The 12,655-nt window shown below is 71.5% G+C and carries 19 protein-coding genes and 3 pseudogenes; 13 read left to right on the forward strand and 9 right to left on the reverse strand.

Annotation, left to right across the window (positions count from 1 at the left end; all coding sequences use genetic code 11):
* Window positions 1–170: 170 nt before the first annotated feature.
* Window positions 171–911, forward strand: a pseudogene (locus AB1285_RS19675) (SDR family oxidoreductase); the annotation flags it as partial.
* 50 nt (window positions 912–961) lie between these two features.
* Here AB1285_RS19675 and AB1285_RS19680 read toward each other — a convergent pair.
* From AB1285_RS19680 to AB1285_RS19690, 3 genes and pseudogenes are all read right to left on the reverse strand, one after another.
* Entirely contained in the window at window positions 962–1,201 is a 240-nt protein-coding gene (locus AB1285_RS19680; RefSeq protein ID WP_429977715.1) for a hypothetical protein, read from the reverse strand.
* 8 nt (window positions 1,202–1,209) lie between these two features.
* Window positions 1,210–1,716 (reverse strand): GtrA family protein, encoded by a 507-nt coding sequence (locus AB1285_RS19685; RefSeq protein WP_429977714.1) that lies wholly within the window; start codon window positions 1,714–1,716, stop codon window positions 1,210–1,212.
* Between the two features lie 66 nt (window positions 1,717–1,782).
* Window positions 1,783–2,333: pseudogene (locus AB1285_RS19690) on the reverse strand (glycosyltransferase); the annotation flags it as partial.
* Here AB1285_RS19690 and AB1285_RS19695 point away from each other — a divergent pair.
* On the forward strand, window positions 2,332–2,787 hold the full coding sequence (locus AB1285_RS19695; RefSeq protein ID WP_187663183.1) for an adenylyltransferase/cytidyltransferase family protein: 456 nt from the start codon (window positions 2,332–2,334) through the stop codon (window positions 2,785–2,787). The pseudogene AB1285_RS19690 and the gene AB1285_RS19695 overlap by 2 nt on opposite strands.
* Window positions 2,788–2,799: 12 nt before the next feature.
* On the opposite strand, the gene AB1285_RS19700 is transcribed toward AB1285_RS19695, so the two are convergent.
* Complete coding sequence (locus AB1285_RS19700; protein WP_187663182.1) at window positions 2,800–3,192, reverse strand: SIP domain-containing protein; 393 nt, start codon at window positions 3,190–3,192, stop codon at window positions 2,800–2,802.
* 105 nt (window positions 3,193–3,297) lie between these two features.
* Here AB1285_RS19700 and AB1285_RS19705 point away from each other — a divergent pair, with 105 nt between their 5' ends.
* From AB1285_RS19705 to AB1285_RS19740, 8 genes are all read left to right on the forward strand, one after another.
* Window positions 3,298–3,798 carry a hypothetical protein gene (locus AB1285_RS19705; protein WP_366237367.1) on the forward strand — a complete coding sequence of 167 codons (501 nt, stop codon included), beginning with the start codon at window positions 3,298–3,300 and terminating at the stop codon, window positions 3,796–3,798.
* Window positions 3,795–4,238: a cation transporter gene (locus AB1285_RS19710; protein WP_429977702.1), complete on the forward strand. Its 444-nt coding sequence runs from the start codon at window positions 3,795–3,797 to the stop codon at window positions 4,236–4,238. The genes AB1285_RS19705 and AB1285_RS19710 overlap by 4 nt, the downstream gene beginning before the upstream one ends.
* Complete coding sequence (locus tag AB1285_RS19715) at window positions 4,175–4,771, forward strand: hypothetical protein (protein WP_429977703.1); 597 nt, start codon at window positions 4,175–4,177, stop codon at window positions 4,769–4,771. The genes AB1285_RS19710 and AB1285_RS19715 overlap by 64 nt, the downstream gene beginning before the upstream one ends.
* Window positions 4,768–5,673: an alpha/beta fold hydrolase gene (locus AB1285_RS19720; protein WP_187663180.1), complete on the forward strand. Its 906-nt coding sequence runs from the start codon at window positions 4,768–4,770 to the stop codon at window positions 5,671–5,673. The genes AB1285_RS19715 and AB1285_RS19720 overlap by 4 nt, the downstream gene beginning before the upstream one ends.
* A gap of 9 nt (window positions 5,674–5,682) precedes the next feature.
* The gene (locus tag AB1285_RS19725) at window positions 5,683–5,946 is read left to right on the forward strand and encodes a glutaredoxin family protein (protein WP_071327714.1); all 264 of its coding nucleotides are present in this window, start codon (window positions 5,683–5,685) and stop codon (window positions 5,944–5,946) included.
* 67 nt (window positions 5,947–6,013) lie between these two features.
* Window positions 6,014–6,829 (forward strand): hypothetical protein, encoded by an 816-nt coding sequence (locus AB1285_RS19730; protein ID WP_429977704.1) that lies wholly within the window; start codon window positions 6,014–6,016, stop codon window positions 6,827–6,829.
* Entirely contained in the window at window positions 6,711–7,217 is a 507-nt protein-coding gene (locus AB1285_RS19735) for an aldehyde dehydrogenase family protein (RefSeq protein WP_429977705.1), read from the forward strand. The genes AB1285_RS19730 and AB1285_RS19735 overlap by 119 nt, the downstream gene beginning before the upstream one ends.
* Entirely contained in the window at window positions 7,141–7,779 is a 639-nt protein-coding gene (locus AB1285_RS19740) for a hypothetical protein (RefSeq protein WP_429977706.1), read from the forward strand. The genes AB1285_RS19735 and AB1285_RS19740 overlap by 77 nt, the downstream gene beginning before the upstream one ends.
* Before the next feature lie 9 nt (window positions 7,780–7,788).
* On the opposite strand, the pseudogene pip reads toward AB1285_RS19740, so the two are convergent.
* From pip to AB1285_RS19755, 3 genes and pseudogenes are all read right to left on the reverse strand, one after another.
* A pseudogene (pip, locus tag AB1285_RS19745) lies at window positions 7,789–8,764 on the reverse strand (prolyl aminopeptidase).
* The gene (locus tag AB1285_RS19750) at window positions 8,761–9,345 is read right to left on the reverse strand and encodes a neutral zinc metallopeptidase (protein ID WP_429977707.1); all 585 of its coding nucleotides are present in this window, start codon (window positions 9,343–9,345) and stop codon (window positions 8,761–8,763) included. The pseudogene pip and the gene AB1285_RS19750 overlap by 4 nt, the downstream one beginning before the upstream one ends.
* Before the next feature lie 447 nt (window positions 9,346–9,792).
* Window positions 9,793–10,056, reverse strand: coding sequence for a hypothetical protein (locus AB1285_RS19755; RefSeq protein WP_429977708.1), 264 nt, complete (start codon window positions 10,054–10,056; stop codon window positions 9,793–9,795).
* Here AB1285_RS19755 and AB1285_RS19760 point away from each other — a divergent pair.
* A complete protein-coding gene (locus AB1285_RS19760) occupies window positions 10,055–10,186 on the forward strand; it encodes a hypothetical protein (protein WP_429977709.1) in 132 nt (43 codons plus the stop codon). The genes AB1285_RS19755 and AB1285_RS19760 overlap by 2 nt on opposite strands.
* On the forward strand, window positions 10,155–10,769 hold the full coding sequence (locus AB1285_RS19765) for a hypothetical protein (RefSeq protein ID WP_429977710.1): 615 nt from the start codon (window positions 10,155–10,157) through the stop codon (window positions 10,767–10,769). The genes AB1285_RS19760 and AB1285_RS19765 overlap by 32 nt, the downstream gene beginning before the upstream one ends.
* Window positions 10,770–11,312: 543 nt before the next feature.
* Here AB1285_RS19765 and AB1285_RS19770 read toward each other — a convergent pair.
* Window positions 11,313–11,690, reverse strand: coding sequence for a hypothetical protein (locus AB1285_RS19770; RefSeq protein WP_429977711.1), 378 nt, complete (start codon window positions 11,688–11,690; stop codon window positions 11,313–11,315).
* The gene (locus AB1285_RS19775; RefSeq protein ID WP_429977712.1) at window positions 11,633–12,076 is read right to left on the reverse strand and encodes a hypothetical protein; all 444 of its coding nucleotides are present in this window, start codon (window positions 12,074–12,076) and stop codon (window positions 11,633–11,635) included. Before AB1285_RS19775 ends, AB1285_RS19770 begins: the two co-directional genes overlap by 58 nt.
* 235 nt (window positions 12,077–12,311) lie before the next feature.
* On the opposite strand from AB1285_RS19775, the gene AB1285_RS19780 reads away from it, so the two are divergent.
* Window positions 12,312–12,655, forward strand: a 344-nt coding sequence (locus AB1285_RS19780; RefSeq protein ID WP_429977713.1) for a hypothetical protein, incomplete at its 3' end; no start/stop codon positions are given.

Raw genomic sequence — 12,655 nt, forward strand, 5'->3', positions numbered from 1 at the left:
GTACTTCCTTCCTCAATCTCGCCGACGAGACGGCGGCCATCGCGTGGCCGATCCCGCTCGACCAGGTCGAGATCTCCCGAAGGACCGGGCGCATCTCGACTGGCCGACGTGACCCCGATCGGCCCGCGGAAGACCCTCGTCGTCGGGCGTCCGGTCAGCTCGGCCTGGCGTTGCGGGCGGCTCTCGGGGACGCGGAGCACGTCGAGTACACGACCAGGGAGACGCTCGACCTCCGCGACCCCGAGCTGGCCCGTCGCACGGCGCTGGCGCGACTACGGGACGATCATCAACGCGGCCGCCTACACGGCCGTCGACCACGCCGAGACCGCGGAGGGCGGGCCGAGGCCTGGGCGGCGAACGTCACGGGCATGTCCGCGCTCGCCCGCATCGCGACCGAGAACGGCCTCACGCTCGTGCACGTGTCCAGCGACTACGTGTTCGACGGCACGAAGGACGGCCCCTACACGGAGACGGACGAGGTCCGTCCGCTCGGTGTCTACGGGCAGACGAAAGCGGCGGGGGACGCGATCATCGCGACCGTGCCCGTCACTACATCCTGCGCACCTCCTGGGTGATCGGCGACGGCCGCAACTTCGTGCGGACGATGGCCTCGCTGGCGGAGCGGGGCGGTCGCGCCGCGGGTCGTCGGCGACCAGATCGGGCGGCTCACCTTCACGGCGGACCTCGCCGCGGCCATCCGGCACCTGCTCGACGTCTCGGCGCCGTTCGGGCTCTACAACGTGACCGGGGGCGGCGAACCGCGCTCCTGGGCCGACATCGCCCGCGCGGTCTACCGGCTGACCGGGCACGACCCGGCCGCGGTCACCCCGGTGACGACGGAGGAGTACTTCGCCGACCAGGCCGGACCGATCGCGCCGCGTCCGCGCAACAGCGTCCTGGACCTCGCCCGGATCACGGCCACCGGCTGGACGCCGAGGGATGCGGATGCGGCCCTCGCGGACTACCTATCCGCCGACGACCGCCTAGAGCTCGCCCGGCTTTCATCGCCTCCGCGTCGATGGGCGCGGATGATGCGCAGGGTCGCGGTGTCCGGCTCCGGCTCACCCGCCGCCTCCCGCTCCTCCCGTCGCCGACGGGGCGCGTACACGACGAGCGAGTGGAAGAGGAAGCGGGCGAAGAACGCCACGACGAGCGAGAGCGCCGTGGCGAGCACGCTGGAGATGTGCCACGTCTCGACCATGAGCGCCATCACCCGGGATGCGCAGGGCCGCCTCGACGTTGTTGAACGTGAACGAGGCCGCGAAGCGTGCCGCGGCGCTGCGGGCGGTCGGTGCGCATGTCCGCGAAGACGAACCGCTCCTGCAGCAGGAAGTTGCCCACGATCGTGACCTCGGCGCCGATGATCGCCGCCCACACGTAGGGCACGCCCGCGGCGGTCAGCGCCCACATGATCGCGAGGTTCGCGATGGCGCCGAGGACGCCGATCGCGGCGAACAGGGACATCTTTCCGAAGCGCAGCCGTGCCAGGTGGGCGATGAACGTGGCCCCCTGCCGGAGGCTCGCCTTCGAGGTACCGTGGCGGCGTTCGCCGAACTCCATCGGGACCTCCGCGATCCGCAGATCGGTGCGGGCGAGGATCTCCAGGAGGATCTTGAAGCCCTGCGGCCGCAGGGCAGCGAGATCGAGTCGCCGCCGGTCGACGAGGAAGAACCCGGTCATCGGATCGGTGCTCCGGGCGAGCCGCCGCGGGAACATCGCGCGGGTCAGCCAGGTGGCGGCGCGGGAGACGCCGAAGCGCACGGCCGTCCCGAGGCCGCTGGTGTCTCCGCCGCCGATGTAGCGGGAGGCGGCGACGACGTCCGCGTCGCCGTCCGCGTACCGGTCCAGCAGGGTCGGCAGGAGCTCCGGCGGATGCTGGAGGTCGCCGTCCATCACGATGCAGACGTCGCCGTTCGCGGCCCCCAGGCGACGACGACCGCCCCGCCGAGGCCCCCGACGTTGTCCGCGCGATGGAGCACCCGGACCGCGATCGGGGCGTCGGCCGCGAGGCGCTCCACCTCGGCCGCTGTGTCATCGGTGCTGTCGTCGATGAAGAGGATCTCGGCGTCCCGTCCCGCCAATGCCGCCGCCGTCCGCTCCACGAGTTCGGCGACGTTGTCGCGCTCGTTGTACGTCGGCACGATGACCGTGACCCCTGCCCCCAACGTGGTCCCCTTCGTTCCGCAGCCCCATCGGCTCCGGCATCCATCGTTCCATGGGTTCCTATGGGCCGCAGGACATGTTCCTGCTAGAGTGTCGTCTGCGGCTGTGGGAGTCGCGACGAACGGGTGGGGATCCGTTCGACTGGGGAATGATCGATCTGGGGAGATCATGGGGACGCGTATCGGCTATGCCGTCGGAGCTTTCGACCTGTTTCACGTCGGGCACCTCAATCTGCTGCGGCACGCCAAACAGCACTGCGACATCCTGATCGCCGGTGTGGTGAGCGACGAGATGCTGCGTCAGGTCAAGGGGATCGAGCCGGTCATCCCGACCGCCGAGCGTGCCGAGATCGTGCGGCACATCTCCTTCGTCGACGACGTCTACGTCGAGACGACGCCGTCGAAGATGGACTCCTGGCGCGACGTGCGCTTCACGCACTTCTTCAAGGGCGACGACTGGCGCGGCACCGAGAAGGGCCTGCGGCTGGAGAGCGAGTTCGCGGAGGTGGGCGTCGAGGTCGTCTACTTCCCGTACACCGCGCACACGTCGAGCTCGGCGCTCCGCCGCGCGCTCGACGCGATCACCGCGAACGCCACGGCGTCGGTGGTCGGCGCGACCCGCTGAAGCCGGCGTCGGTCAGTTCGCGACGCCGAGGAGGCTGCGCGCCATCCGCGCCACGTGCGGCGGGGTGTGCGGGCCGAGCCACACCGTCCAGTGCTCCGGGGGCTCACTGCACGTCCACTCCAGGCACCACGCGTAGACGGCGTTCGCGAGACGCTCGCCGCGGGCATGGGCGCGCGGCCCCTCGGCGCGCAGGAGCCAGCGGACCGAGACCCCCTGGGGGACGTCGATGTGCCGGAACTGGATACGGGCCGCCGCCTCGATGAGGATGACGCCGTGCGCATCCCACGGGAGCCGGGACGCGACGCGGGCGATGGCTCCGACATCGGCGGCGTCCCCGGCGATGAGGACGGCTCCCTCCATCGCTTCCCAGTCCGGATCCTCGAGGTGCTCGCACGCGATGCTCATGCCTCCACTATAGGTAAGGCTACCCTTACCATCAAGCCGTTAGTCCTCCGCGACGGCGCTCGTCAACACCTTTACCCGGACGGCGCCACGCGTCATCCTGAGTCCGTGAGCAGTGAGAGGATTCGACGCACGCCCGCCGGACGCCGCCTGGTCGGCGCCCTGGTCGGCCTGATCGTGGCCGCAGCCCTGAGCGGGTGCGGAGCGACGGTCCCCGCAGACCCGGACGGCACCCTGGACCGAGTCACGGGCGGAGAGCTGCGGGTCGGCACCTCGCCCGACCCCGGCCTGGTCGAGACAGACGGCGGCCGGCCCCACGGGCCGGTCGTCGCCCTCGTCGACGGCTTCGCCGCGAGCCTGGACGCCCACGTCACCTGGACGGTCGCGACCGAGGAGAGCCTGGTGGGCATGCTGGAGACCGGCGACCTCGATCTCGTCGCCGGCGGCCTGACCCCGGACACCCCGTGGATCGACAAGGCGGGCGTGACCCGCGGCTATCCCGGGATCGAGGGCGCGGGCGATCGGGAGCTCGTGATGCTCGTCCCCCTGGGCGAGAACGCCTTCCTCTCGGCCCTCGAGACCTACCTCGACGGTGAGGTCGATCGATGACCGAGACGAAGCGGTTCGGGCGTACCGAGCTCCCCGACGAACAGCAGCAGGCGACCCGGAAAGCCGTGCGCTGGGAGATCTTCACGATCGTCTACACCTCGATCACGATCACCGTGATCGCGCTCGTCGTGGGCGAGTCCCAGGCGATGCGCACGGCGTGGATCGAGGACATGCTGTCCCTGATCCCGCAGTTCGCGTTCCTTCTCGCCCTGGTGTTCGTGCGGCGCCGCCCCACCCGGAAGCACCCCTACGGCCTGCACCGCGTGATGGGCGTCGGGCACCTCGTCGCCGGTGTCGCGCTCCTCGCGGTCGGCCTCAACCTCGCCGTCGAGGCCGTCGCCGGACTCCTCCGGGGGAGCACCCGACCATCGGCACGGTGCAGCTGTTCGGGCAGACGATCTGGCTCGGTTGGCTCATGGTCGCCGTCATGGCCGTCGTGATCGTCGGACCGGTGTTCTTCTACGGTCCGGCCAAGGCCAAGCTCGCCCCCGTCCTGCACAACAAGCTGCTCTACGCCGACGCCGACATGGCGAAGGCGGACTGGCAGACGACGGTCGCCTCGATCGTCGGCGTGCTCGGTGTGGGCGCGGGAATCTGGTGGCTCGACGGCGCCGCGGCGCTCTTCATCTCGCTCGGCATCATCTGGGACGGCTTCCGCAACACGAAGACGGCCATCGTCGATCTCATGGATCAGCGGGCCCGCACCTTCGACAGCGCGGAGCCGCATCCGCTGGCCCGCGATGTCGTCTCCTACCTGCGCAGCCGCCCCTGGGTGGATCAGGCTGCCGTGCGCATGCGGGATCAGGGCCAGGTGTTCCACATCGAGGCGTTCGTGGTGCCGCATCACCGGGCCGTCCGCACGGCCGACCTGACCGCCGCGTCCGAGGGCATCGCCGACTTGGACTGGAAGGTGCAGGACGTCGTGATCATCCCGGTCGAGGAGCTGCCGGCCGAAGCGGACCCCGGGCGATGAGCGCCGCCGACGAGGCGCTGTTCCCCGGCTTCACGACCACTCGGATCCCGACCTCCGAGGCGGACATCCTCGTCCGTCACGGTGGCTCGGGACCGCCCGTGGTGCTCCTGCACGGTCACCCCCGCACCTCGGCGACGTGGCATCGGGTGGCTCCCCTGCTCGTCGAGCGCGGCTTCACCGTGATCTGCCCCGACCTGCGCGGCTATGGACGCTCCCGCGGCCCGGCGCCCACCTCCGATCACTCGGCCCATTCCAAGCGTGCCGTCGCCCGAGACATCCGCGCCGTCGCAGAGAGACTCGGTCACGAGCGCTTCCGCCTTGTCGGGCACGACCGAGGCAGCTACGTCGCGCTCCGGCTCGCCCTCGATCACCCGGAGACCGTAGAACAGGTCGCGCTGCTGGACTGCCTGCCGATCTCGGAGCACCTTCGCCGCTGCGACGCGACCTTCGCCGTGCATTGGTGGCACTGGTTCTTCTTCGCCCAGCCGGACATCCCGGAGCGCGTCATCGGCGCGGACCCGGAGGCCTGGTACGCCCCCAAGGCCGACCCGGCGACGATGGGCGCGGCGAACCATGCAGAGTTCCTGCACGCGGTGCGGCAGCCGTCGGTCATCCGGGCGATGCTCGAGGACTACCGCGCCGGTCTCACGATCGACCGCGCACACGAGGAGGCGGATCGCGCCGCCGGGCGCCGACTCGCGATGCCCGCGCTCGTGCTCTGGTCGGAACGCGACGATCTCGAAGAGCTCTACGGCGACCCTCTCCGCATCTGGCGGGACTGGGCCGACGATGTCCGCGGCCACGGCATCGACAGCGGGCACCACATGGCGGAGGAGGCGCCAGAACCTCTCGCCGCCGCACTGGCGGGCTTCTTCGGAGCCGCCCCTCCCCCACGGACGTAGGCTGGAGGCATGACCAACCCCGCCTCCGACACCATCACGATGTTCGGCGCCGACTGGTGCCGCGACTGCATCCGCACGAAGAAGCAGCTCGACGAGCTCGGCGTCGCGTACACCTACGTCGACCTGGTCGCCGACCCCGACGCCGCCGACATCGCGAAGGACATCTCCGGCCGCACGAACATCCCCGTCGTCGTCTACCCCGACGCCTCGCACCACGTCGAGCCGTCGAACGCCGACGTGGAGTCGAAGCTGCGCGAGCTCTCGCTCATCTGATCGTCTCGCCACTCGGCGGATCTCCGCGCGGACGCCTAAGCTGAAAGCCCGTTCGAAGGAGACGCCGATGACTTCTGCGCCCACGACAGCGCCTGCCGTTCCCGCTCTCGGGGAAGGCGAGGCGGAGAGGCTCGACGCCGCCGTCGCCGACCTGCAGACCGGGACGTCGGTGTGGACCGCGCTCACCGTGGCGCAGCGCGCGACGCTGCTCCGGCAGGTCCGCACGAGCGTCGCCGCGACGGCCGAGGACTGGGCGACGACCGCCGCCGCCTCCAAGGGCCTGGACGCGCGGCATCCGCTCCGCGGCGAGGAGTGGCTGAGCGGTCCGTACAGCGTCCTCGGGGCGCTCGACGCCTCGATCGCCACGCTGACCCGGATCGCGAACGGGGCCAATCCACTGGACGGCATCCGGGTCGACCGGGCGCCCGGTGGCCGGGCACGCGTGCATGCCTTCCCTCTCACCGGCATCGACCGGTTCCTGCTGTCCGGATTCACCGGCGAGGTCTGGCTCGAGCCGGGGACCACGCCGAACGCCGCCAGGGCGGGTGCGGGTCTGGCCCAGCGCACGCCGACGGTGTCCGGCGGCGTGGGCCTCGTGCTCGGCGCCGGGAACGTGACCTCCATCCCCGTGCTGGACGTGCTGTACGAACTGCTCGCCCACAACCGCACCGCCCTGCTGAAGGTGAACCCCACGCAGGGACGCCCTGGTCCCCGTCTACAAGCGCGCGCTCGCCCCGCTCATCGAGCCCGGACTGCTGCGGATCGTGCGCGGGGGCCCGGCGGCCGGCGCGTATCTCACCCAGCACCCGGGCCTCGCGCACGTGCACATCACCGGCTCGGCGGCAACGTTCGACACCATCGTCTGGGGGCCGTCCTCCGGTGAGGGCGCGGCGGCGACGAAGCGCCGCCGCCGCGAGAACCGCCCGCTGCTGAAGAAGCCCATCACCGCCGAGCTCGGCGGGGTCTCCCCCATCATCGTCGTGCCCGGGAAGTGGACGGCCGCCGACCTCGCGTATCAGGCCGAGCACATCGCGACCATGCGGCTGCAGAACAGCGGCCACAACTGCATCGCGGGGCAGGTCGTCATCCTCTCCGCCGACTGGGACCAGGCCGACGACTTCCGCGCCGCGCTGCGCCACGCCTACGCCACCGCTCCGGAGCGCCCGATCTGGTACCACCGGCGCCCCCTCCCGCATGCAGGCCGCCACGGACGACTACCCGGACGCGCTCGTGCTCGGGGACCGGCTCCTCGTCGAGATCGACGGCGATGAGGACCCCGCCGCCCTGGAGAGCACGGAGTACTTCGCCCCGGTCCTCGGCGTGGTGAGCCTGCCGGGCACCGGCCAGGAGTTCCTCGACGCCGCGGTCGCGCACGCGAACGAGAAGCTGCAGGGCACGCTCGGCGCGAACCTGCTCATCGACCCGGCCACCGAGAAGGCGCTCGGCAGCGGGTTCGAGCGGGCGCTCACCGCCCTGCACTACGGCTCGATCGCGATCAACGGGTGGACCGCCTTCGGGTTCATCACCCCGACCCTCACCTGGGGCGCTTTCCCCGGCGGCACGATCGACGACGTCGGCAGCGGCATCGGCGTCGTCCACAATGCCCTGCTGCTGGATCGGGTGGAGCGCTCCGTGCTGCGCGGCCCCTTCCGACCGTTCCCGCGCTCGCTGCCCGTGGCCAACGGCGGCGGACGCCTGACCATCCTCCCGAAGCCGCCGTGGTTCGTCTCCTCCCGCACCGGCGCGGCCGTGAGCGAGGGTCTCACCCGCCATCGCGCGGACGGCGGCGCCGTCGGCCTCGTGAAGACCCTGATGCGCGCGCTCCGCGCCTGAGGGGACGCGTCAGGCCTCGGGCCGGAACCGATCGGTCGCGGCGCGGAGAGCCGCGCGGATGCCGGGTTCGGCGGCGGAGTGGCCCGCGTCGTCGACCACCTGGAAGTCGGCTTCCGGCCAAGCCCGGTGCAGGTCCCACGCCGTCATCATCGGCGTGACCACGTCGTGGCGGCCCTGCACGATCACGGTCGGGATGTGCCGGATGGCGTCGATCCCGGCGAGCAGCTGTCCCTCGGCCCACCAGCCGCGGTGCACGAAGAAGTGGTTCTCGATGCGCGCGAAGGCGACGGCCCGGCGGGGATCGGCCATCGCCGCGATCTGCTCCGGGTCGGGGCGCAGGGTGACGGTCGCCGCCTCCAGGCCGCCCACGCGAGGGCCGCCGGTTCGTGGACCGCCGAGTCCGGATCGAACAGCCGCCGGTGATACGCCTCGATCATCCGCGAGCGCTCCAGGACCGGGATCGGCGCGATGAAGTCCTCCTCACAGGTCGGGGAACAGCGCCGCCGCCCCGCCCTCGTAGAACCATTCGAGCTCGGCGCGGACGCAGGGTGAAGATGCCGCGCAGGATCAGCTCGAGACGACATCCGGGTGGGCCTGAGCGTAAAGCCACGCGAGGGCGCTCCCCCAGGACCCGCAGAACACCTGCCAGCTCTCGATGCCGAGGTTCTTGCGCAGGAGCTCGAGGTCGGCGATGAGGTGCGCGGTGGTGATGTGCCGGAGATCGGCATCGGGCTCCGCGGCGGACGGCGTGCTCCGACCGCATCCGCGCTGATCGAGGAGGACGATCCGGTAGGCCTCGGGGTCGAAGAACTGCCGCTGCCACGGCGACGTCCCGCTGCCGGACCTCCGTGGAGGAAGACCACGGGCTTGCCCCTCCGGGTTGCCGCTGATCTCCCAGTGCCAACGCGGTGCCCGTCGCCGACAGAGCAGCACCCCGGTCCTCGTACGGCTCGATGGGCGGATAGAGCCCTTCGGTGTTCGTCATGTTCGGTTCCCCCCAACCGGTCGTGCGGTCCCTGCCGAGTCCACGTATCTGACAACGGCGGGATCACCGGGCCTACGGGTCGAGCTGATCGCGGGGAAGGGTGAACACCTGCCCGCACGCGTCGAGCCGTTCTGGTATCCCTCCGCGAACCAGCGCTGACGCTGCGCGCTGGAGCCGTGCGTCCAGCTCTCCGGATTGACCATGCCGGCCTGCTCCTGGATGTGGTCGTCTCCGACCGCGGCCGCCGCGTTCAGGGCGTCCTCGATCTGCGTCTCCGTCGGCTTCTCCAGGTAGGGATCGCCGTCGGCGTCGGTCTGCTCGGTCATGCGGCCGAGCCAGCCGCCGGCGTAGCAGTCGGCCTGCAGCTCCATGCGCACGCCGTTGCTGCCGGGACCGGTGCCGTTGTTCGGGTACTGGTCCATCGTCCCGGTGATGTTCTGGATGTGGTGCCCCCACTCGTGCCCGATGATGTAGAGCTGCGCGAGGTTTCCGGCCGAGGCCCCGAACTGCTCCTGCATGAGCTGGAAGAAGGTGGGATCGATGTAGACGGTCTCCTCCGGCGGGCAGTAGAAAGGCCCCACGGCATTGGAGGCCGTTCCGCACTGCGTGGATGTCGCGCCGTCCGACGACGATGTTCTGCGGAGCCCGGTAGCCCTCGACGTTGTCCCCCCCAGAACGCGTCCAGTGCGAGCTGAGCGCCTGCGATGCCGGCACTCGGCGTTCGCGTTCGCGTCGGCACGGTGTCGCAGTTCTCGATGGCCGGAACCGCCGGCGGGCTCGCTGCCCGCCCCCGGGCGCGCCACCGACCAGTCCGCTGAGGTCGATGCCCAGCAGGGGGCCGGCGATGAGGGCGAGGAGAACCGAGCACGCCGATGCCGGTGCCGCCCGCGATCGCCGCCGTGCGTCCGCGGCGGCGCGTGGTGTTGCGGGAGAGGTCGGCGTCGGGATTGAACGTCATGCGTCGAGGGTACTCCGCGCGCCGACACCCTGACGGACGTAGGCTCGTGGCATGGCCACCACGATCACCATCACCGGCGCGGGGCGGACAGATCGGCTACGCGCTCCTCTTCCGCATCGCCGCCGGCGACATGCTCGGTCCGGACGAGAAGGTGCGGCTGCGGCTGCTGGAGATCCCGCAGGGACTCGGCGCTGCGGAGGGCGCGGCGCTGGAGCTCCAGGACGGCGCTTTCGACCTGCTCGAGCACGTGGAGGTGACCGACGACGCAGCGGTCGGCTTCGACGGCTGCGACCCTCGCGCTGCTCGTGGGCGCGCGCCCCCGCGGTCCGGGCATGGAACGCGGCGACCTGCTGGCCGCGAACGGCGGCATCTTCGGGCCCCAGGGCGCCGCCATCGCCGCGAACGCCGATCCCGGGGTCCGCGTGGACCGTGGTGGGCAACCCCGCGAACACGAACGCCCCTGATCGCCTCGGCGGCGGCCGACGGCGTGCCCCGCCGACCGATTCACCGCACTCACGCGGCTGGACGAGAAACCGGGCACGGGCCCAGCTCGCGCAGACGCTCGGCGCCCCCGTGCACACGGTGCGGCGGGTACCGATCTGGGGCAACCACTCGGCCACGCAGTTCCCCGACGTGTCGCACGCGACCGTCGGCGGGAAGCCCGTGCAGGACGCCCTGGAGCGGATCGTCGGCGACGTCCCGGCGTGGCTGGACCGGACGTTCATCCCCCGGGTCGCCAAGCGCGGCGCGGAGATCATCGAGGTCCGCGGGTCGTCCTCCGTCGCCTCCGCCGCGAGCGCGACGATCGACCATGTGCGCGACTGGGTCGCGGGACCGAGGACTGGACCTCCGCCGCCGTCGTCTCGCGCGGAGAGTACGGCGTTCCCGGAGGGGCTCGTCTCCTCGTTCCCCGTGCAGTCCGTCGACGGCGAGTGGCGCATCGTGGAGGGCCTGGAGATCGACGACTGGGCCCGCACGCGCATCGACGCCTCGGTCGCGGAGCTCGTGGAGGAGCGGGAGGCGGTCCGTGCCCTCGGACTGCTCTGATCCGGTCGCCGCGGGACGCCCCAGGCAGGGCAGAATAGAGGGCGGAGGTGCGGGATGAGCGACACGATGGACCCGGCGGCACGACGCCGTCTCTCGACGATGCGCTGACGAGCCCGCTCCACCTCCCGCACGACGCAGCAAAGTGCCCGAAGTGCTTCACGGAGCTGCAGCAGAACCGCAACTTCTGGACCGCGCGTCCCGCGGGCTCCCGCCTGGTCGGCCTCGTCGTCGCTCGTGAGGGCATGCCGTCGGTCGTCGAGCAGCGCGCCGACCTCACCCGTTTCGGCGTGCCCATCGAGGGCTTCCGTCACCCGGGCGCCCGGACATCCTGGAGAGCTGGAACGACCGCCTCGCGCGGCTCATCTCGACGCTCCGGACCGGAGACGTGGTCGTGGTGGCGAACATTCCGGGCCCTGGGGCTCGACGCCGAGGAGGGCGCCCGCACGGTCGCCGAGCTCCGGCGACACGGGATCATCGTGAAGGTCCTCGGCCACGAGGCGCGTCATCTCGCCGACGACCGCCGGCGCCCGCTGAGAGGCGCCGCTAGAAGTCCCCGGACCGCAGACGGGCGAGCGTGCCCGCGCCGATCTCGGCACGGACGTCGGGACGGTGCGCGTAGAAGGTGACGAGTTCGGCCAGGAGCACCGGGTCGCTGGCGAGATCGGCCGCCGCCCACGAGGACTGCTGAGCGGTCGACGTCCGCAGTACCACGCGGTTGCCTTCCACGCCGGCGCTGACGACCTCCTCCCATGCCACGGCCACGTTGTTGCGCGGGATCCGGAGCTGCAGCCCGTCGGGGCGCAGCGTCAGGCGATGGGCGGAGGGAGCCCGGAACCACGACCGGATGCCGGCGATCGTCATGATCAGCGCGACCACCGGGAGGAGGAGCAGGGTGAGGAGCGGCAGTCGGTCCGCGGGCACCGTGAAGATGCTCCATGCCCACGCCGCGAGAGCAGGGCCCCCACCGGCGCGAGGGCGCGCAGCGGCCAGACGATCCCCGCGGCCCCGCCGAACGCGATCGCCGGACCGTCGACGACCGGCCGGACGACTCGGACCCGTGAGACGCGGGCGTGGGCCACCATCAGCCAGACGCCGACGGCGACGGCCGCGAGCACACCGATCCCCAGTGCCTTCATCGCCGGAGCCGGATCGGCGAACAGGATCAGGCTGAACAGCAGGACCACGATGGCGAACACGACGCCGAACACCGTGAGCGCCGTGGTCGCGCGCTGCTGCCCGTCCCCACCCCGGATGACCGGGTACCCCAGATCGTCTCCGGAGAGGTCGACTGCTGCTGACCCTGTCACCCGAACAGTCCCTTCCACGCCTTGCCGATGTTGTGCCCGGCGTCGCCCACGAAGTCGGTCGTGTTCTCCAGGCGTCCTCCGCGAAGTCCGTCGTGGCGTCCCACGCATCCGCCATGCGGCGTCGATCGACTCCCGGACGTCTTGCGGGACCCAGTTCTCGTAAGCCCACACCGCACCGGCGCCGACCGCCACCGCGGCCCCGCCGACGACCACCGCCGTGCCCCAGACCGGGAGCGTGACGACACCGGCCGCCGCGAGCGCGGCGACACCGGCAGCCGCAGCCGCGCCACCCGCCGCGCCGCCGATGATCTCCACCGCGGTGGACGAGGGGTCGTCGCCCGACGACATCGCCGAGCCCAGATTCCAGGCGTCGACGCCCCCAGCCGATGAACGGCACCGCCCGACTCGCGCGAGAGAGTCCGCGGGCCAGATCCTCGGCCTCGTCCGCAGCCCACCGCATGCCGGTGGGGTTGGCGGCCTCGGCAGCGGCCTTGACGGCGGGATTGCCGGAGCGCAGCTCGCGAACGAAGTCCGATGCTCCGAGACGCAGATCCTCCGCGTGGGAGGTGAGCTCGGCCG

It is taken from the genome of Microbacterium sp. NRRL B-14842 (assembly GCF_050470785.1).